Here is a 19,312-nt window from a genome sequence, read left to right as displayed (position 1 = left end):
ACAAAACCCGATATCCGATGGGGTCCTTGGGAGTTACGAAAAAACTTCGGCAGTTCGACCGGCTTCCACCCAGATCAGATGCCCTCCGACCATATCGTAGACCACCGTCATATAGTCATGACCTTTCGCCCGGGCCACTTCATCGACACCAATGTATTCCAAGCCAGCAAGCTGTGCGGGATCAAGCGCAGGGAGCGTTTCCATCAGGTATGCCTTGTCGATATTCTTTACCGTCTCCCATCGTATACCTAAATGCCTGGAGACAGCCAGAATGGATAAATGACGGCACAATCCACTGATAAGATGGCAAAATCGATGGGTGAAACGGCACCCTTTATCAACAAAAGGACACGCCTCAATGCGGCGCTCACCCTTGCTAATAAAAACCTGCGCTAGCTCAATCTCAATCACACAAGGATACCCAAAAAACGGGATGTCGTTTACTTGTCGGCGAATATGTTGGTTGATGCTACCCTTCTTGCCGGTTGCAGGGTCTATAGCGCTCCTGCGGGCATCCCGACTGCACTGAACAATAACCTTCGCACAGTCTTCAGCCAGCTCAATTTCATTTACACGTTGCCCCTTCAGGCGTAAAATATGTTGCGAGATGTCGATGGTCATATACCTGCCCTATGTAAAGTTGTCAGAAACCTAACATATCAACAGGTTACTTGATGGTCAGCATCTTTTCTTACTCAACAAAGCGGAGAAGAGCCGACCGCGACATAGAACGGCGTTGTGCCCGGCTGTGCGGCGACAAGCAGGTCGGCGTCGGCTGCAAAAGACGCGGCATCACTGAACCGGTCTTCGTCGCCACGCACCAGCATCGCCATTTCAGACGTCATGTAACTGTCGGAAAAATCGACGACTTCCGCACGATCTTCGCGGATTGTGATGCCGGTCATGCCCATACCGAACTGGCCTTCGGACACGGCTGGAATCATCGCGTCCCAGCTGATGTTTTCATAAACGATTGTGATGTTCAGACGTTCGGCGACCTCTGCCATAGCGTCATATTCCCATCCGACCGCGTTGCCGTCACTGTCCATAAATTGCAGCGGCGGGTAGGCGTTTTCAGTGACAATAACGACCTCGCGGCCCTCAAGGTCTGGCAGGTGGCCGTCCGCAAATGCAAATGTGGGCAGTGCGGCGGTTGCAAATAGGGCTGCAACAGCGGCGATCATAGGGGTCTTCATGGCAGTCTCCTTGGTTTTCGATTGTTAAGGCGAGTATGGCGCAGCGGTTCGCAGTGGCAAGCGTTCAGCCGCAAATCGGGCAACCGGCGCGCGGTTTGGCTACAATTGTGCGCGTCTCGCCGTAAAGTGCGTCATAAATCAGTAGGCGGCCGCGCAAGCCCTCACCCGCGCTGGTTATCGCTTTCACAGCCTCCACCGCCATCATCGCGCCGAGCACGCCGGGCAACGGGCCAAGCACGCCACCTTCTGCGCAGCTTGGCACCAAAGTAGGGTCAGGTCGTTGCGGGAAAATACATTGATAACAGGGGGTTCCGTTGGCAGGGTCATATAGGCTGATCTGCCCTTCCCACTGCGTTAGGGCCGCCGATATCAACGGCAGACCCGCCTTGGCACAGACCCCATTCACCAGATACCGCGTATCGAAATTGTCGCTGCCATCAAGCACCAGATCATAATCCACAATCAGGTCTGTCGCGATGTCAGGCGTCAACCGGCGATGATAGGGTCGCACTGTGATATTCGGATTGAGTGCGGTCATCGCATCGGCGGCAGATTGAACTTTCGCCATACCGATGCCTGCAACCGTATGGATCACCTGCCGCTGCAGGTTGGAATTTTCCACCACATCATCGTCGATCACGCCGATGGTTCCGACACCAGCAGCTGCGAGATATTGCAACGCAGGCGCGCCCAAACCGCCCGCGCCAATCACCAGAACTGATGCATCCTTTAGCGCCTTTTGCCCGGCGCCACCAATCTCGCGCAGCACGATATGACGGGCGTAACGGTCCAGTTCAGTGTCACTGAACGGACCTGAATGGGGAGGCGGTTGCGCCGCTCGGTCTTCGCCGTCCTGCACCCGTGAGCGCATTCGCGACAGCAAACTGGAATACCCCCAGATAATAAATCCGGCCACAATGATAAATATCCACAGTGCCGCTTCATGACCCGTGTTCTGGCGGATCGGGTGTTCGTCCGGTAATATTAAGTGCACCACAATGACGGCAACCATCAAGACGGCAACCATCGCGGCCCGCGTGTTGCGCGATGCGCCGTTCGCCCAGCCGATAGCCCATAGGGCCGCCGCGAGTGATAGGACGATGATCATTCCTGCGCTCCTTACGTCGTGCCGGTCGAGCCGAAACCACCCGTACCACGGGCCGTTTCATCGACAGACCCGACTGTAAACGTAGCCTGCACAACGGGCGCGACCACCATTTGCGCGATGCGCATCCCGTGGGTAATTTCGAACGGTTTGGTGCCACCGTTTTGGATAATTACGCCAAGCGGTCCACGATAGTCGCTGTCGATTGTGCCCGGACTATTTGGCAGCGTGATGCCGTGTTTCAATGCCAAGCCGGATCGCGGCCTAACCTGTACTTCGAACCCCGCAGGAATCGCCAATTGCAGGCCCGTCGGCACCAAAATACGCGCGCCAACGTCCAATGTAACTATCTGACGATCATCAAGATTTGCCCGCAAGTCAGCACCCGCCGCACCTGACGTTGCGTAGGTCGGCAGGCCGAACGTTTCATCCGCGCCCGCGATCCATTCAAACCGGATCGTGACCATCAGCCCAGTGCCACAGCAATTTTCTCGGCTAGGCGTTGCGCAACTTGGTCCTTGCCCATGCGCGGCCAATCCTCAGACCCTTCGGCGGTGATCAAGACCACATCATTTTCTGACCCACCCATGATACCAGTGCTCGGCGACACGTCGTTGGCGACGATCCAATCGCAACCTTTGCGTTTGCGTTTGGCTGTCGCATTTTCCACGACGTTCTGCGTTTCAGCGGCAAAACCCACCACAAGGGCCGGACGGGTTTTGGACGCGCACACCGTCGCCAAGATGTCAGGGTTTTCTGAAAATTCCAGAACGGGGAAACCTTTGCCATCTTTTTTGATCTTCTGATCGGACGCGTTCGCAATGCGCCAATCGGCCACGGCTGCCGCGAAAATCCCAACGTCCACATCTTGCGCGGCCTGCACGGCGTCCAACATTTGCTCCGCAGTTTGAACTTTGACCAGATCGACGCCCATAGGGGCCACGACATCCGCGGGGCCGGTCACAAATGTGACCCTTGCACCAAGGCCCAGCAGTGCCCGTGCAATGGCCGTGCCCTGCGTGCCCGAAGACCGGTTGGCGATGTAGCGCACCGGATCAATCGGTTCATGGGTCGGGCCGGATGTCACCAGAATGTGGCGGCCTTTTAAAGGCCCGTCGTTCAAAGCCGCCTCAATCGCGGCGACAATTTCCATCGGTTCCGCCATCCGACCAAACCCGAATTCACCACAGGCCATATCGCCCTCATTGGGGCCACAGGTCAAAATACCATCTTTTTCCAAAGTCGCCAAATTTCGCTGTGTCGCGGCATGCTCCCACATGCGCACGTTCATGGAGGGGGCAACCAACACACGTTTGTCGGTCGCCAAAAGCAAAGTCGACGCCAGATCATTGGCGTGGCCATGGGCCACTTTAGCCATCAAGTCCGCCGTCGCAGGCGCGACAACAACCAAATCTGCGGCGCGACTAAGCTCTATGTGGCCCATCTCTGCTTCATCGTTGAGATCGAACAGATCTTGGTAGACTTTTTCACCAGCAAGCGCAGACACGCTGAGCGGTGTCACAAATTCGATGGCGGCTTTCGTCAACACCGGTGTCACCTGATGGCCGCGTTCGCGCAGCCGCCGGATCAGATCGAGCGATTTGAACGCCGCGATACCGCCGCCAATTATCAATAGAATTTTCTTGCCAGCCATGTGCCACGCCTTTCGATCAACGCCCAAAGACTAGGCGCTCGCCGCTCGAAGAACCAGTCCCGAAAACTGCGGTTTAGGCGAGGAAGCTGTGAACCTCCTGGCTTTGCCCTTCAAGGCTCTTGCGCATCTTGCCAAATGCCGCAGCTTCAAGCTGGCGAACGCGTTCTTTAGACAGGCTAAGTTCCGTGCCAAGGCTTTCAAGTGTGCGCGGTGCATCACGCAACTTACGTTCGCGAACGATAAATTGTTCACGATCGCTCAACGCGGTGAGGGCCGTTAAAAGCCACTGTCGCAGCGTGTCAGTGTCATGGGAATTTTGAACGGCGTCAGCGGCTTGTTCGCCGTCATCTTCCAGCGCATCAATCCACTCGCGCCCTTCATCCTCGCTCGATTGGGTCGCATTGAGCGAAAAATCAGACCCACTTAGACGTCCTTCCATCATTTCGACATCGCGCAGCGGCACGCCGACTTCTGTGGCAATCATTTGGCGCATGTCGTGGCGATCAAGTGTTTCCCCACGCTTCATCGCCTCTCTTTCAAGACGGGCCTGAACGCGGCGCAAATTGAAGAACAGCGACTTTTGCGATGACGTGGATCCGGTGCGTACCATCGACCAGTTGCGCATCACATGATCTTGGATCGACGCCTTGATCCACCACACTGCATAGGTCGAAAACCGCACGCCACGGTCGGGGTCAAATTTATCGGCGGCTTTCATCAATCCTAAAGACGCCTCCTGAATCAAATCATTCATCGGCGCGCCGTAGCGTCGGAATTTTGATGCCATAGAGATGGCCAAACGCATATACGCGGTGATGAGCCGATGAAGCGCTTGTTCGTCGCGCTCGTCGCGCCACGCGTAGGCAAGTGCCAGTTCCGTTTCGGCATCCAAAAGTTCAGCCTTCATCGCCTTGCGGGTTAGGGCCCTGTCGTCGCTTTGATTGATCGCCATGTTTCTCATCCCAAAAACTGTCGTCGCACCTCTATTCTTTTGGTGCTATTCTGTTTACGGATTAGAAACGTTTACAGATCATAGAAAGTTACGGTTTTGGCCTTGCCGCAGTTTACTCTTGTCCTGGGTGGCGCTTCTTCCGGTAAATCCGCATTCGCGGAATCGCTTTGTTTTAAATCAACTAAAACGCGCATTTACATCGCGACTGCGCAGGCATTTGACGATGAGATGCGTGCGAAAATTTCTGACCACCGCAGCCAACGCGGACCGGACTGGTTGACGATCGAAGCCCCGCTGGACGTGAAGTCGGCCCTGGCTACCTGCACCATTGGGCAAATTGTTTTACTGGATTGCGCCACGCTTTGGCTGTCCAACATTTTGCTTGCGGATCAAGACATTGCAGCCGCGTGTGCCAGCCTTTTGGCGGCGCTCACGACCTGCCCCGCACACGTGATCGTCGTCTCAAACGAGGTGGGTCACGGCATAGTTCCTGACAACAAGCTCGCCCGCCAGTTCCGAAATGCGCAGGGGCGGCTTAACCAATTGCTGGCGGCGCAGGCGGATTTGGTGGTTCAGGTCACTGCCGGATTGCCGCAAACCCTCAAAGGTGAAGCCGGATTGTTAACATGACGGTCATCTATTGGATCCGACACGCCCCGACCCATGAAAAGGCGTTTGTCGGACATCGTGACGTGCCAGCAGACCTGTCCGACACCGCCCAAATCGCGCGTCTTGAAGCCGCGTTGCCACATGACGCGCTTGTTGTGTCATCTGACCTGTCGCGGTCCGTGGACACGGCGAGCGCCATCCAAGGCAGTCGCACCCGCCTGCCCCACCGTGTGGGATTGCGCGAATTTGATTTTGGCGCATGGGACGGTTTGCACTTTTCAGAAGTGGCGGAGAGATGGCCCGATCTGTCACGGGGTTATTGGGAAAATCCGGGTGATATCGCCCCACCACAGGGCGAAAGCTGGAATACCGCAGCAGCCCGCGTTACCGCAGATATCATTGCTTTGACGGCGCAAAATCCACGCCGCAATATAATTGCAGTTGCACACTTTGGCGCCATCCTAAGCCAAGTTGCACAGGCCGCGGGCATAGCGCCTTACCGCGCTCTGTCACACCGGATCGACAATTATTCTGTGACTGAAATACAGATGCATCCGACATGGGGCGTCGCTCGCATCAATCACATCCCGTGACGACGTCGCGCACGAATTGCGATTTGCTGGCCACGCGGTTTGGACTTAATATTCACCATGACATATCAGTTAATCCTTGGAAATCGTTTGTATTTCAGCTGGTCGATTGCGGCCTACCTCATGGTCGAAAAGTTTGGCTTGTCGAGGCATTTCAACATTCAAATCGTGCATCCACAGGCTGAATTTGATGTCGCTCGCTTTCTTAAAGACACGCCACCAGCGCGGACATTGCCCACGATGATCACCCCTGACGGTGTGGTCGTGTCTGACAGTTTTGCGATCGCAGAAGAATTGTCATCCCGATTTCCCGACGCGCAAATGTGGCCTCGGATCCAGCGGCCCGCGCCGTGGCACGGACCGTTGCTGCCGAAATGCATTCAAATTTCGGCGGGTTGCGAGGCGGTTGGCCGGTCAATCTGCGCCATGCATTTGTGGGCGCTGTCGCCCCGCCCGACATTGAAACAGAACTCGACCGGTTGGAAACGATATGGGCCAATGCGCGTGCCAAAACCGGCGCAGATGGGCCGTGGTTGTGTGGCGAATACTCGCTTGCTGATGCGGTTTTTGCACCCATGGCCAGCCGCCTTGCCACCTACAAATTCAACACGCGGCCCGTCACGAAAGCCTACGTTGCGGCGCATCTTGCCGATCCTGCCTTTCAGAAATGGCGCGCCGATGGTTTGGCAAACGACCCTGTCATGGCGAAATTCGACCTCGATTTGCCGACGGAAAACTGGCCCAACTAGCGCTATATTTCAATTACTTATCGCGGCGTTTACCTTTCAGTAACCACCTTCCCGTTAACCTATGTTTATGGTTGAGGGGTATTTGAAATGGTGGCACGGGCCTACACAGTGGCCTTCGAGGGGGTGGATGCGCGTCTGGTCGAAGTGCAATGCGCGACGTCGCCCGGAATGCCGGGGTTTTCGATCGTCGGCCTGCCGGACAAGGCTGTTTCAGAGGCCCGAGATCGCGTGCGCGCGTCCCTGAGTGCATTGTCCATCGCGCTGCCGTCCAAGAGAATTACAATAAACCTGTCGCCTGCGGATTTGCCGAAAGAAGGGTCCCATTTCGACCTGCCGATCGCGCTTGCCCTGCTCGCAGCACTAGACGTGATCCCCCGTGACAAAGTTTCAGAAACCGTGGCTTTGGGGGAATTGTCCTTGGATGGCACGTTGGTTCCTGTCCTCGGTGCGCTGCCCGCCGCCATGACCGCTGCCATTGAAAATAAATCGCTCGTTTGCCCATATGCCTGCGGACCGGAAGCCGCATGGGTTGACGCCGCAGCCGTCTATGCGCCGCGCACATTGGCCGAAGCGCTGCGACATTTCACCGGCCAATCGCCGCTGTCCCCCGCTGAACCGGGTGAGGTCGCGCCCCACCCAATGGGCCGCGATTTCGCAGATGTGAAGGGCCAAGAAAAGGCAAAGCGCGCCTTGGAAATTGCCGCAACAGGACGCCACCACGTGCTAATGGTCGGCTCACCCGGGTCAGGTAAATCGATGCTGGCGGCGCGTCTGTCTGGAATTTTGCCGCCATTAAGCTCGACCGAGGCGCTGGAAACCTCGATGATCCACTCACTCGCCGGTTTGCTCAGCGACGGCGGCATCAACCGCGCACGCCCCTTTCGCGAACCCCACCACACCGCATCCATGGCCGCAATTGTCGGCGGCGGACGCAATGCAAAACCCGGTGAAATTTCACTGGCGCACAATGGCGTGCTGTTCATGGATGAATTTCCCGAATACCCGCGCACGGTCCTCGAAACCCTGCGCCAACCTGTAGAATCTGGCGAAGTTGTTGTTGCGCGCGCCAATGCGCATGTCCGGTATCCATGCCGATTCATGCTTGTCGCTGCGGCAAACCCCTGCAAATGCTGTTACTTAGCCGATCCGATCCGTGCTTGCGCGCGCGTTCCTATTTGTGGCGAAGAATATATGTCGCGCATTTCCGGCCCACTGATGGACCGTTTCGATCTGCGCATCGAGGTGCCGCCTGTCGCATTGTGTGACCTCGACCTGCCACAATCAGGTGAAACCTCAGCCATGATTGCTGCGCGTGTGGCGACAGGTCGCGCAGTGCAAACCGCTCGGTTCGCGGGCACGTCCGTGCGGGTAAACGCGGACCTTGAAGGCCGCGCATTAGAAGACGTGGCGACACCAGACGCCGACGGAAAGGACTTGTTGTTGCGCGTCGCCGAACGCTTTGGGCTAAGCGCGCAGGGCTATCACCGCGTGTTGCGGGTGGCGCGGACAATTGCAGATTTGGACGGATCAGCGGATGTTCGCAAGCCCCATGTCGCCGAGGCCGCAGGCTATCGCTTGGCGCTTTCAAAGGAGCTGTGAATGAACGCTGCCGCCTTGCGCATTGCCGCATTCGCCTCGGGCAGTCGTCCGTCAAATAACTGCCAGACATGCGGGCAATCAGGCCAGATATCCAAAGTTGCGCCCGTGGCTAAGGCTATTCTTTCGGAATCGCTAAGTAATACCTCATCGGATCCGACTTGAATGAGGATCGGAGGCGGGTTGGGATAGCTTGCAAATAGCGGACTTGCCAAGGGTTGCGCAGGGTCGCCACCGTCCATGTATAAATCCACAGCTTCCTGCATCCGGCTCACTGGAATTAATGGATCTTTTTTGGCGCTGGTTGTGATGGTTTCACCCGACAATGTGAGGTCGGTCCAAGGGGACAGCGCCAACACTCCGGCGGGACGTTCGCCGCGCGCCAACACAGTTGCGAGCAGACCAAACACAAGGTTTCCACCTGCGCTGTCACCAGCAATTACGATCTGATGGGCGGCCCAGCCGGATGCGATCAAATGATCCCACGCTGCCAAGGCCGCGACCGGTGCCGCCGGAAACGGCGCCTCCTGCAGCTTTGGGTAGTCTGCAATAAAAACTGCCGCGTTGCTGCGTTTCGCCAAACGGCCGCAAAAACCGCGATAACTGCGCTGCGATCCAGTGACAAAGGCGCCGCCATGTATACTCCCGCGCCTGAATTGACCTGAGGTTTTCCCCTCAAATCACTTTGTATTCCTTGAGCGATATGACGCGGAAGTTGTCGGTGACGGTGTCGCGGAACTCTGGCCATTTTTCTGGCAGGGTCTTGCGGAAGAAGTCGAAAATGGCCTCTGTGAATTGGTTGAACGTTGCATAGTGCCGATTGTGGGTGACCCATTTGTGCATAACACCCCAAAGACGCTCGATCGGGTTGAGGTGCGGGGCATATGCTGGCAAGAAATGCAACTTCACCCGACGTTCTGGGCTGTCCAGCCATGGCTGTAGTATCTTGGCATGATGATAGCGGGCATTGTCGACAAAGACGTGGATGGCCGTCTTGGTTTGGTTGTTGCGTTCCAACTTTTCCAGCATCTGTCGGGTTGTCTGGGCATTGATCTTCTCGCCTTCCACAAAGGTGAACTGGAAAGTCTCAAGGTCAAGCGCGCCCTGAATGTTGAGCCGCTTGCGCCCTGATGTCGCCTTCAGGGCCGTCTTTTGTCCCTTGGGGAACCAACCATGGGCGGGGCGGCTCTGGTGTTCGGGGTGGACAGCGTCCGAAAAGACAACCATCTCATCTGCGGCCAACCCGTTCATCAGGGCCTCATATTTGGCAATAAACGCAGCCTGCTTGGCTTCATCGGCCTGTGCAGGCAGCAATTGTGGTTTCTTATACGCGAACCCCAGGCGGCGCATCAGCTTGGCGGCTCCCGACGTGCTGTAGTTTTGGTCGCACTCGGCTAGAACATAGGCACAGACCTCATCGGCATTGCGGGCAGGCTGCGCGGTGAAATGGGCTCTCACCGCCTGCTCTTGCACGACGGACAAATGACCCTGACGCTGGCTGTAGTCCTTCAGACCGAAAAACGATAGTCCCGCACCGGCAAAGGCAAATCGCCACTCCGTCAAAACTGTCGGGCCAATATCCAAAATCCGGCAAACCGTTCCGGCGTCTTCTCCTGCGTCCAAAAGAAAAAACGCGCGCGCCCGTTTCCAAACAAGGGCGTCAACTTTGCGGCGGCGGCAAAGCGCTTCAAGTGCTATGCGCTGCTCGTCGGATAAGGAGACTGTTTTGTATTGCTTGCTCATAAACTCAAAATACAGACTGAACCGCCTTTGGCCATGCGACGAAGTGAATCGCAGGCCCAAAATCGTCAGGTCAATTCAGGCGCAGGAGTATAGATACAAAAAAGCGCGGTCGGGCAGTGGCGTGCCAACGGTGATGCGGCTGCATGGGCCGTCTTGTTGGAAACATAACCCTTTGGGTGTGCTAAACAAAAATGGTGCCGCACGCTCAAATGATCGGTTCGCCTTTTCGGGCGTTCTGCTGCGCCGTAGACTTGGTTTGACCAGCCACCGCATTCCAAAATTCAGCACGCGAAGGCGACGCGACGGTGTCATTGGCGTTTGGCCTCAATCGCCTCCCAGATTTTCGCGGCAATGTTGACGTTGTCAAACCGTTCAAGTTCCATGATGCCAGTCGGGGAGGTCACGTTGATTTCCGTGAGGTAGTCACCGATCACATCAATGCCGACAAAAATTTGACCTTTTTCGCGCAGAAGCGGACCAATTCGGTCGCAAATTTCCCGATCACGTTTTGTCAGGCCGATGGGTTCCGGCCGGCCGCCAACATGCATATTAGAGCGGGTTTCGCCCTTGGCTGGAACGCGGTTGATGGCGCCCACAGGATCACCATTCACAAGGATGATGCGTTTGTCACCCGCGCTCACATCCGGCAAAAATTTCTGCATAATCAAAGGCTCACGATTGATACCCATAAACATCTCATGGAGGGACGCAAGATTGCTGTCCGTGCGGGTGAGCTTGAATACACCCGCACCACCGTTGCTATAAAGCGGCTTGAGGATCACATCGCCATGGCGCGCGCGGAATGCTTTGAGCGTTTCAAGATCACGCGCGACTGCTGTTGGGGGTGTGAGATCGGGAAAATCAAGAACAAGCAATTTTTCAGGATAATTGCGCACCCAAAATGGGTCATTCACCACCAGCGTGTCAGGATGAATTCGGTCCAGAATATGGGTTGTGGTGATGTAGCCCATGTCGAACGGCGGGTCTTGGCGCAGCCAGATCACATCAATGTCCGCCAAGTCTTGTTCGCGCATGTCGCCAACGTCGAAATGATTGCCCACTTCGCGACGCACGACCAAGTCTTGCCCACGCGCCATCACACGGCCTTCTTGATAGCTCAATTGATCCGGCGTGTAATAAAATAGCGTATGACCGAGCGCCTGTGCTTCTTCGGCCAAGCGAAACGAACTGTCGCCATTGATGTCGATTGCGCCGATCGGGTCCATCTGAAACGCAACGGCGAGGGATTTTTTAACGGTCATAGCGAGATCCAGTCCATAGGTTGCATCCTACATGGACGCGCCCCAAGCCAAGCGCAATGGTCAGGCCGTCATGAACGCGTTTTCGATGACTTTGATGCGTCCCATTTCGTCGACCAACGCCAGATCAAAACGCACATCGGTCAACTGCCCGCGCGGTTGGGTTGCCAAGAATTCTGATCCCGCGCCATAAATTCGATCCATCTGCCGGCGTGTCAGGCGGGTCGCGGCCTGCGCATGGCTGCTACTTTTCTTAACTTCAATAAAGACGACAATGTCGCCTTCGCGAGCAATAAGATCAATTTCTCCTGCCGATCCACGCCACCGTTTTGCCAACACTGCACGCCCACAACGTGCGTAGCGTTCCGCCACAATGTCTTCGGCAGCCATTCCTGCATGATAGGCCGTCTGGCCCCGTTGTTGTTTTGCGTTCATGTTTCAGCCTTCAAACTTAGCGCCAATTGATACACATCACGCCGCGCCATGCCCGTAGCCCCGGCCACAGCCGTAGCGGCATCTTTCACGCGCATGGTTTGCATTGCCGACATCAAAGCCTCTCTCACATCGTCTTCGTTCATCACGGCCACGTCGCCGCGATCAATGAGCACGACAATTTCGCCTTTCAACGTGCGACCGTCGATCTGGTCCAATACGTTAGCCACAGTGCCAGTAAGAACCTCTTCGAATTTCTTGGTCAGCTCACGACAGATCACCACGTTGCGCCCTTCGCCCAACACATCGCTCAAATCACTTAACATTGCGTGAATACGTTTCGGGGATTCATACAAAACGACCGTCGCTTGCAGGTCTTTGAGGCCTTCAAGTCCGCTGCGCCGTGCGGTCGTGGTGTTGGCCAGAAATCCGGCAAAGTGGAACGCGTCTGTCGGCAGCCCCGACACGGTCAAAGCCGCCAAGACAGCAGACGCCCCCGGTGCGGCTGTTAGGGGCAGACCCGCTGCCCGCATATCGACGCCAAGTTTATACCCTGGATCGGCGACAAGCGGCGTGCCCGCCTCGGAGACATAGGCCAGCGATTTGCCCTCTTTTACTGCCGCCAGAAGACGATCGCGAACGGTGGCCGTTGAATGGTCATGATACGCCACCATCGGTCGGTTTCCGATGGAAATGCCATGAATTTCCATTAATTTACGTGTGCTGCGGGTGTCTTCGGCGGCAATGACATCCGCGCTTGCCAGTATGTCCAGCGTCCGCAACGTTACGTCACGCGCGTTCCCGATTGGCACGGCGCACAAGTATAGACCCGCCGTCAGGGGAATAGTTCGGTGATTCATGCCTAGACCCTCACGTCCTGCGCATTATGATGCGCCCAAAGATACTGCGGGATGACACCCGTCGCCAAGAGAAAGTGAATAGTCCATGTTAGCTCGTTTGCCCAGAGTCAGACCGAACCTGCGTGCCTTTGATCCGCGCCTCTTGGCAGCCCGCGTTTTCGCCTTTGCCGCGCTGGCGTTTCTGGCGGCCTGTGATCTGCCGGTTCCGACTGTGGATATGGGCGGCAACTCTGGCCAAACGATTGATCCAAGCGCGCCCGTTCAAGTCGCGCTGCTTGTGCCCGGTGGCTCCGATTCCGCCGAGGCCAGCCTCATCGCGGCGAGCCTTGAAAACGCTGCGCGCATGGCGATTGCCGACCTGAATGGTGTCGAAATCAACCTGCGGGTTTACAACACAGCCCGCGATCCCGGACTGGCGAGCCAAGTGGCCGCGACTGCCATTGCCGATGGCGCACAGATCATCCTTGGCCCGCTTGATGCGGCCAGCGCCAATGCGGTTGGCGTCACTGTTGCATCGGCCAATGTCAATGTTTTGGCGTTTTCCAACAACACCGCAATCGCAGGTGGCAATGTTTTCGTGTTGGGTAACACATTTGGCAATATCTCGGATCGTCTGGTCAGATATGCGGGTAGCCAAGGCATAAGACGCTTTATGATCGTGCATCAGGACGATCTTGCGGGCGCTGTGGGTCGAGATTCGATCTCGACGTCTATCCGCTTGGCTGGTGGGATAGTCGCGGGCGTTGAAACTTATCCGTTCAACCAAGCCGGTATTTTTGCGCGGGCCTCTGGGATCGCAGCGGCCACAAATGCGAGCGGCGCACAGGCGATTTTCGTAACCGACAACGTTGCGGGTGGTCTGCCGATCCTTGCCACGTCTTTGACAGATCGGGGCGTATCGGCGTCCAATACACCGCTCATCGGGATCACACGTTGGGACGCGACCCCACAAGTTGCGGCCCTTCCCGCCATGCAGGGTGGCATGTTTGCAATGACAGATGCTGGACGCGAAGCCGCGTTTCGCAGCCGTTATATTGCGACCTACGGCACCGCGCCGCATCCACTGGCCAGCATTGCCTATGACGGTATTGCTGCAATCGGGGCCTTGGCCGCAACGGGTGATCGCAATGCTTTGACCACGGCATCCCTGACACGGGCGTCTGGTTTTGCTGGTGCAACGGGCATCTTCCGCCTGCGCCCAGACGGGTCCAACCAACGCGCACTTGCCGTGGCGCGAATCGTCAACAACCAGATCGCAATCGTTGATCCTGCACCGCTATCGTTTGGGCGCGGCGGTTCCTGAACTGGCCCTAAATTTAAACCTGACACCGGTCCCCAACGACCTGATTTGCGCACCGGACGATATCCTCGACCGGCTCGCATTGCGTGGCGCTGTCAGCGATGCAATCGCACAGGCTGGCACAACGGGGGCTGAGCGGCGCAAGGCGGTCGTTCCACTGTTCAAGGACGCGATGGAACAGGGGCGCGACAAGATCGCGGCTGCCTTCATCGCGGCGCCGTTTGATGCAGTGCCCACAACCCGCGCCTACGCGTGGCTAACGGATGCGATCGTGATTGAGGTCTTCGCGCTGGCGGTCACCCATTTGCACCCCAACCCGAACCCGACTGAAGCGGAGCGACTGTCCCTTATTGCGGTTGGCGGGTCCGGTCGCGGCGAAATGGCGCCGCATTCAGATGTGGATTTGCTGTTTCTGGCACCCTACAAGTTGACGCCTTGGTCCGAGAGCTTGATCGAATCAATGCTCTACATTCTGTGGGATTTGAAACTTAAGGTCGGGCACTCCAGCCGCACCGTCAAAGACTGTCTACGCCTTGCACGCGAAGATTATACGATCCGCACCAGCCTTGTCGAAGAACGGTTTTTGGTTGGCGACGCACGCTTGGCCGCTGAATTGACCAAACGTCTACGCACAGAGCTTTTCGCGTCCACCATTCCCGATTTCATCGAAGCCAAACTGCAAGAACGTACAGAGCGCCACCGCAAGCAGGGCGGGCAGCGTTATATGGTCGAACCCAACGTCAAAGAGGGCAAAGGCGGTCTGCGCGATCTGCAATCGTTGTACTGGATCGGCAAATACGTCCACAGTGTGAAAGACGCATCCGAACTGGTGCGCCATAAGGTCTTTACCGAGGACGAATACCTGGAATTCAAGGCGGCCCATTCGTTTCTATGGGCCGTGCGCTGCCATCTGCATTTGCTGACGGGGCGCGCCGCGGACCAGTTGACGTTCGATATGCAAGTCGATGTCGCCGAGGCGATGGGCTATGTTGACAAAGGCGGACGGCGGGCCGTTGAACATTTCATGCAAGACTATTTCCGCCACGCAACCGACGTGGGTGAATTGACGCGCATCTTTTTGACTGCCCAGGAGGCCGCGCACCTGAAGGCGGAACCGATGCTGCAGCGCTTGTTCAGCCGCTCCAAAAAAGCCAAAGCACCCTATGCAATCAAGCAAAACCGCCTGACAGTGGAAACGCCCAAGACGTTCTTGAAAGATCCGCTGAACCTGTTGCGGATTTTTGAGGAAGCCCTGCGCACGGGCACGTTCATTCATCCCGATGCGTTGCGGTTGATCAAGGCGAACCTGCATCTTTTCGACGACGCAGTGCGCCAAAATAAAGAGGCCCAGCGCATTTTCCTCGATCTGATGCTCAAGCACGGCAATCCCGAACGCGGCCTGCGACGGATGAACGAAATCGGTGTACTCGGCGCGTTTATTCCGGAATTCGAAACCATCGTCGCGATGATGCAATTCAACATGTATCACCACTACACAGTTGACGAACACACGATCCAGACGATCAGCCATCTGGCGAAAATCGAACGCGCTGAACTGGACGAAGAACTGCCCGTGTCCGCGTCGATCCTCAAGGGCGGGATCAACCGCAAGGTGCTGTATGTGGCGCTGCTGCTGCATGACATCGGCAAAGGGCGCGATGAGGATCATTCGATCCTTGGGGCCAAGATCGCGCGCAAAGTTGCGCCGCGATTGGGGCTGTCCAAAAAGGATTGCGACACGGTTGAATGGCTCGTGCGAAACCACCTTTTGATGTCGGATATGGCGCAAAAACGCGATATCGCTGACCCGCGCACGGTGCGGGGATTTGCCAAGGCGGTAAAAACAGTTGAGCGGCTCAATCTGCTGTGCGTGTTGACGGTGTGTGATATTCGCGGCGTGGGTCCAGGCACTTGGAACAACTGGAAGGCTGTGTTGATCCGCGCGCTCTACCGCCAAACCAAATTCGCGCTGGAAAACGGCATGGAGGCACTGAACCGCACTGAACGGGGCACGGAGGCCCGCAAGAACTTGCGCGCCGCGTTGCCCGACTGGGATGAGAAAACGTTGAAGGCCGAAGTCGCGCGTCACTACCCGCCCTATTGGCAGGGCATGCACGTCACCGCCCATGTGGATTTCGCGCAAATGCTGCGCGGGCTTGGCAATGACGAAGTGCGCATCAAACTGACACCGGACGAAGACCGCGACGCCACGCGCGTGTGCTTTGCCATGGCCGATCATCCCGGTATTTTCAGCCGCATGTGCGGGGCGTTGTCGCTGGTCGGGGCCAACGTCGTGGATGCCCGCACGTTCACGTCCAAAGACGGTTTTGCGACGGCAGCTTTCTGGGTGCAGGACAGCGATGGGACCCCCTTTGAGGAAACCCGCCTGCCCCGCCTGCGCAAAATGATCGAACGCACCCTGCACGGTGACATTGTCCCGCGTGAGGCATTCGCAGATCGCGACAAGATCAAGAAACGCGAACGCGCATTTCGGGTAAGCACGTCGATTACGTTCGATAACGAAGGCTCCGAGATTTACACCATCATCGAGGTCGACACCCGTGACCGCCCTGGCCTGTTGCACGATTTGACCCGCACGCTGGCAAACGCCAACGTCTACATCGCCAGCGCCGTCATCGCGACTTACGGCGAACAGGTCGTGGATACGTTTTACGTCAAAAACATGTTTGGTCTTAAATACCACGAGCAAGAAAAATGCGACGCGCTGGAACGCAAGCTGCACGAAGCCATTGTGCAAGGTGTCGAGCGGGCAAAGACCTGAGACAGGACTGAAAACCCGGCGAAACGCTAAGGTTACACCGAGTTCCTGTCTTTTATGGGCTGAAATCCAGCCGTCTGGCTATCACTCATTGCCGCTGATCTGACGGGCCACAAATTTACCTGCACCGTATGTATCGCTGGCGACGCCTTGAATTGTGCCACAGGCAGAAACGAAGGTCTGAGTTGCCATCGCAATTATGATCATTGTCTTTTTCATCATTCTTCTCCCAAAGAAGTGCAGACCCACCATGGGCCGCTGTCGGGGAGATAAGGAATGCCCTTTGATAAGTTAAATTCAAAATAATTGTAGTTAAAGCGAGTATTGGTTATATGTTATTGTGTTATTTGAAAGGCCCAATATGGATATCACCCTGCTCAAGACCTTCCTCGAAGTGGCGGCAACCGGATCATTTGTGAACGCAGCGGATCGCCTTTACGTGACGCAATCGGCGGTGTCGCTGCGCATCGGGCGACTGGAAGACACCCTTGGCAAGCCGATGTTCACCCGATCGCGCGCGGGCGCGGAGCTAACGAGTGCGGGGCGCGAATTTGAACGCTACGCGCTGTCGATGATCCGGGTCTGGGAAGAGGCCCGCCAACAGGTCGCCATTCCCGAAGGCTTCACCCGTTCGCTGACCATTGGGGCACAGTATTCATTGTGGCCAAGGTTGGGGTTTCGCTGGCTGGACCGTTTGCAGGTTGCAATACCCGATCTGAATATACGCGCCGAACTCGGGATGCCGGATCGCTTAACCCGGTTCTTGATCGAAGGCGTGATGCAAGTGGGCCTGCTTTACATGCCGCAGCTGCGCCCCGGGCTTGAGGCAAAACGCCTCATGGATGAGGATCTTGTGCTTGTGTCGTCCGTCGCAGGTGCCACGATGGACAGCGTCGCGGAGAATTATGTCTTTGTCGATTGGGGGCCTGAATTTGTCGGCGCCCACGCGCTCGCCCTGCCCGATCTGACCAATCCAGGGATGAGTTTTGTGCTGGGTGCCATGGTGGCAGAATATGTCATTAACCGCCGCGCGTCCGCCTATCTGCCTGCGCGTTACGTTAAGAAGTACATCGACAGTGGCCAGATGCACCTTGTGCCCGACGCGCCACGATTCCCCTATCCGGTCTGGGCTGTATGGCGTGAAGACCTCGATCCTGACCTGCGCCGCCTCGCCGAAGCGGAATTGACCGCCACCGTAGTCGTCGCCGACGACGACAGCAGCGCCGTCATCGACCAATTACGAGACATCACCGACGGCGATACCGTTGATATTCTAGGCGAAGTTGCTGACGAATAAAGCGCCCAAGACACATAACAACAAATCACTTTAAAAATGATTATTTTGAATTTTCCTCATGCATTGGTATTCTGTATTCCCTCCCTCAGCAGAAATGCTCCCGCTTCTGGAGCTGGACCTGATGTCAGGCCAGAAAAGAGTTTGGGTCACCTTCTTTGGGAAAGGAAGACCACAATGAACACGAATTTGATCCTCGCCGCGGTCATCGCAGGCTTCGTAGCAACAACAGTTGCCGCACAAACAACAACATTCGACAACCTAGGTGCCGCTGAAACTTTCAACGACGACCTCGACGAGCAAATGGAAGACGACCGTGATCGCGACCTCACCGGATTCGGGACTGAAGGCCGCGAGCTTGGCGACTACGGCTCCATCGCACTGCGCTACACATCGACATCCAACGACGGCGACACATCCAACGACCTCGGCGTTGGCCTGCGCTACGGCTGGTTTGACGGCGTGAACGGTATCGACACAAACGCATCTTATGCCTACGGCGAAAACAATGGCGTCATCTCAGAAAACCGTTTTCTGGGTGGTGTTGACTACCGCCGCAACCTGTCTGACGCTTTTTTTGCTTACGGCCAAACTGACGTGTCAATCGACAAGCAGACAACAACTGCTGGCGAATACACACAAGATATTTTTGCCGGTGTTGGCGTGGGTTACCGCATCTTCAACAGCAACGATACACAGTGGTCCATCCAGGCAGGCCCAGGTTACCGCGCAGCGGAAGTCGTCGGTGGTGCAACAGTTAACGAAGCTGCGGCATCTATCTCGTCGAACCTTTACGCGTCGTTGACAGACACTGTGTATATCACCAACGACACAGACGTCATCTACTCTGACTTTGCGACAACATTGTCCAATGACTTGGCTTTGAACGTGGCGCTGACAGATACCCTTGCACTGCGCACGTCTTACGCAACACGCTTTAACGATCAGACCGACAACAGCTTCTCTGATGGCGAAAACACCTTCGGCGTATCTGCGGTCTACAACTTCAACTAAACGCGCGGGTTTGCATTCCCCGCAAGGCCGATCCGGCTTCCCTCTGGCCTTGCGATGGGGATGCGATTTCAGCAAAGTTGTGGCCTGCTGCAATCATGCTCCTGAGAACGGTATTGCTTGAAGACGCCGCACGGATCTCGACTGCCATGGGTAAGTTCCTGCAAACCCCAGACTAACTTC

General features: G+C 56.3%; 19 protein-coding genes and 3 pseudogenes. 9 read left to right on the top strand and 13 right to left on the bottom strand.

Annotation, left to right across the window (positions count from 1 at the left end):
- Positions 1–36 precede the first annotated feature (36 nt).
- The 6 genes and pseudogenes from OA238_RS29600 to OA238_RS02565 all read right to left on the bottom strand — a co-directional run.
- Positions 37–621, bottom strand: a pseudogene (locus OA238_RS29600) (helix-turn-helix domain-containing protein); the annotation flags it as partial.
- 95 nt (positions 622–716) lie between these two features.
- Positions 717–1,196, bottom strand: a pseudogene (locus tag OA238_RS02585) (transporter substrate-binding domain-containing protein); the annotation flags it as partial.
- Between the two features lie 64 nt (positions 1,197–1,260).
- Positions 1,261–2,304, bottom strand: a complete 1,044-nt coding sequence (locus tag OA238_RS02580; RefSeq protein ID WP_015493960.1) for a HesA/MoeB/ThiF family protein — start codon at positions 2,302–2,304, stop codon at positions 1,261–1,263.
- 11 nt (positions 2,305–2,315) lie between these two features.
- Positions 2,316–2,768, bottom strand: a complete 453-nt coding sequence (dut, locus tag OA238_RS02575) for a dUTP diphosphatase (RefSeq protein ID WP_015493959.1) — start codon at positions 2,766–2,768, stop codon at positions 2,316–2,318.
- Positions 2,768–3,955, bottom strand: a complete 1,188-nt coding sequence (gene coaBC / locus OA238_RS02570; RefSeq protein ID WP_015493958.1) for a bifunctional phosphopantothenoylcysteine decarboxylase/phosphopantothenate--cysteine ligase CoaBC — start codon at positions 3,953–3,955, stop codon at positions 2,768–2,770. The genes dut and coaBC overlap by 1 nt, the downstream gene beginning before the upstream one ends.
- A 73-nt stretch (positions 3,956–4,028) precedes the next feature.
- Complete coding sequence (locus tag OA238_RS02565) at positions 4,029–4,907, bottom strand: RNA polymerase factor sigma-32 (protein ID WP_015493957.1); 879 nt, start codon at positions 4,905–4,907, stop codon at positions 4,029–4,031.
- Positions 4,908–5,003: 96 nt separating this feature from the next.
- Here OA238_RS02565 and cobU point away from each other — a divergent pair, with 96 nt between their 5' ends.
- The 5 genes and pseudogenes from cobU (at position 5,004) to OA238_RS02545 (ending at position 8,454) form a co-directional block, all read left to right on the top strand.
- Entirely contained in the window at positions 5,004–5,537 is a 534-nt protein-coding gene (cobU, locus tag OA238_RS02560; protein ID WP_015493956.1) for a bifunctional adenosylcobinamide kinase/adenosylcobinamide-phosphate guanylyltransferase, read from the top strand.
- On the top strand, positions 5,534–6,109 hold the full coding sequence (locus OA238_RS02555) for a histidine phosphatase family protein (protein WP_015493955.1): 576 nt from the start codon (positions 5,534–5,536) through the stop codon (positions 6,107–6,109). The genes cobU and OA238_RS02555 overlap by 4 nt, the downstream gene beginning before the upstream one ends.
- Positions 6,110–6,166: 57 nt before the next feature.
- Positions 6,167–6,349, top strand: a pseudogene (locus OA238_RS34880) (glutathione S-transferase); the annotation flags it as partial.
- Between the two features lie 80 nt (positions 6,350–6,429).
- Complete coding sequence (locus OA238_RS28570) at positions 6,430–6,855, top strand: glutathione S-transferase family protein (protein WP_051076361.1); 426 nt, start codon at positions 6,430–6,432, stop codon at positions 6,853–6,855.
- 87 nt (positions 6,856–6,942) lie between these two features.
- Positions 6,943–8,454: a YifB family Mg chelatase-like AAA ATPase gene (locus tag OA238_RS02545; RefSeq protein ID WP_015493954.1), complete on the top strand. Its 1,512-nt coding sequence runs from the start codon at positions 6,943–6,945 to the stop codon at positions 8,452–8,454.
- Here the strand turns inward: OA238_RS02545 and OA238_RS02540 are convergent.
- From OA238_RS02540 to rsmI, 5 genes are all read right to left on the bottom strand, one after another.
- Complete coding sequence (locus OA238_RS02540; RefSeq protein ID WP_083906632.1) at positions 8,424–9,092, bottom strand: alpha/beta hydrolase fold domain-containing protein; 669 nt, start codon at positions 9,090–9,092, stop codon at positions 8,424–8,426. The genes OA238_RS02545 and OA238_RS02540 overlap by 31 nt on opposite strands.
- Before the next feature lie 34 nt (positions 9,093–9,126).
- On the bottom strand, positions 9,127–10,194 hold the full coding sequence (locus OA238_RS02535; protein ID WP_015493952.1) for an IS630 family transposase: 1,068 nt from the start codon (positions 10,192–10,194) through the stop codon (positions 9,127–9,129).
- A gap of 308 nt (positions 10,195–10,502) precedes the next feature.
- The gene (gene gshB / locus OA238_RS02525; protein WP_015493951.1) at positions 10,503–11,456 is read right to left on the bottom strand and encodes a glutathione synthase; all 954 of its coding nucleotides are present in this window, start codon (positions 11,454–11,456) and stop codon (positions 10,503–10,505) included.
- Positions 11,457–11,516: 60 nt separating this feature from the next.
- Positions 11,517–11,888, bottom strand: a complete 372-nt coding sequence (locus tag OA238_RS02520; RefSeq protein WP_015493950.1) for a YraN family protein — start codon at positions 11,886–11,888, stop codon at positions 11,517–11,519.
- On the bottom strand, positions 11,885–12,745 hold the full coding sequence (gene rsmI, locus OA238_RS02515) for a 16S rRNA (cytidine(1402)-2'-O)-methyltransferase (protein WP_015493949.1): 861 nt from the start codon (positions 12,743–12,745) through the stop codon (positions 11,885–11,887). The genes OA238_RS02520 and rsmI overlap by 4 nt, the downstream gene beginning before the upstream one ends.
- An 85-nt stretch (positions 12,746–12,830) precedes the next feature.
- Here rsmI and OA238_RS02510 point away from each other — a divergent pair, with 85 nt between their 5' ends.
- Both OA238_RS02510 and OA238_RS02505 read left to right on the top strand, forming a co-directional pair.
- Positions 12,831–14,048, top strand: coding sequence for a penicillin-binding protein activator (locus OA238_RS02510; RefSeq protein ID WP_015493948.1), 1,218 nt, complete (start codon positions 12,831–12,833; stop codon positions 14,046–14,048).
- On the top strand, positions 14,029–16,827 hold the full coding sequence (locus tag OA238_RS02505) for a [protein-PII] uridylyltransferase (RefSeq protein WP_420806490.1): 2,799 nt from the start codon (positions 14,029–14,031) through the stop codon (positions 16,825–16,827). The genes OA238_RS02510 and OA238_RS02505 overlap by 20 nt, the downstream gene beginning before the upstream one ends.
- A gap of 81 nt (positions 16,828–16,908) precedes the next feature.
- Here OA238_RS02505 and OA238_RS32455 read toward each other — a convergent pair whose 3' ends face one another.
- Positions 16,909–17,046 (bottom strand): hypothetical protein, encoded by a 138-nt coding sequence (locus tag OA238_RS32455; protein WP_187293134.1) that lies wholly within the window; start codon positions 17,044–17,046, stop codon positions 16,909–16,911.
- Between the two features lie 139 nt (positions 17,047–17,185).
- Between OA238_RS32455 and OA238_RS02500 the strand changes: the two genes are divergently transcribed.
- Both OA238_RS02500 and OA238_RS02495 read left to right on the top strand, forming a co-directional pair.
- Positions 17,186–18,121, top strand: a complete 936-nt coding sequence (locus OA238_RS02500) for a LysR family transcriptional regulator (RefSeq protein WP_015493946.1) — start codon at positions 17,186–17,188, stop codon at positions 18,119–18,121.
- A 174-nt stretch (positions 18,122–18,295) separates the two neighbouring features.
- Positions 18,296–19,132, top strand: coding sequence for a DUF481 domain-containing protein (locus OA238_RS02495; RefSeq protein WP_015493945.1), 837 nt, complete (start codon positions 18,296–18,298; stop codon positions 19,130–19,132).
- Here OA238_RS02495 and OA238_RS32450 read toward each other — a convergent pair.
- Entirely contained in the window at positions 19,125–19,280 is a 156-nt protein-coding gene (locus tag OA238_RS32450; RefSeq protein ID WP_187293133.1) for a hypothetical protein, read from the bottom strand. The genes OA238_RS02495 and OA238_RS32450 overlap by 8 nt on opposite strands.
- Positions 19,281–19,312: the final 32 nt, after the last annotated feature.

The organism is Octadecabacter arcticus 238 (genome assembly GCF_000155735.2).
Taxonomy (GTDB): domain Bacteria; phylum Pseudomonadota; class Alphaproteobacteria; order Rhodobacterales; family Rhodobacteraceae; genus Octadecabacter; species Octadecabacter arcticus.
The sequence above is the reverse complement of the archived record's forward strand: the minus strand, read 5'-3'. Positions and strand labels throughout refer to the sequence as shown.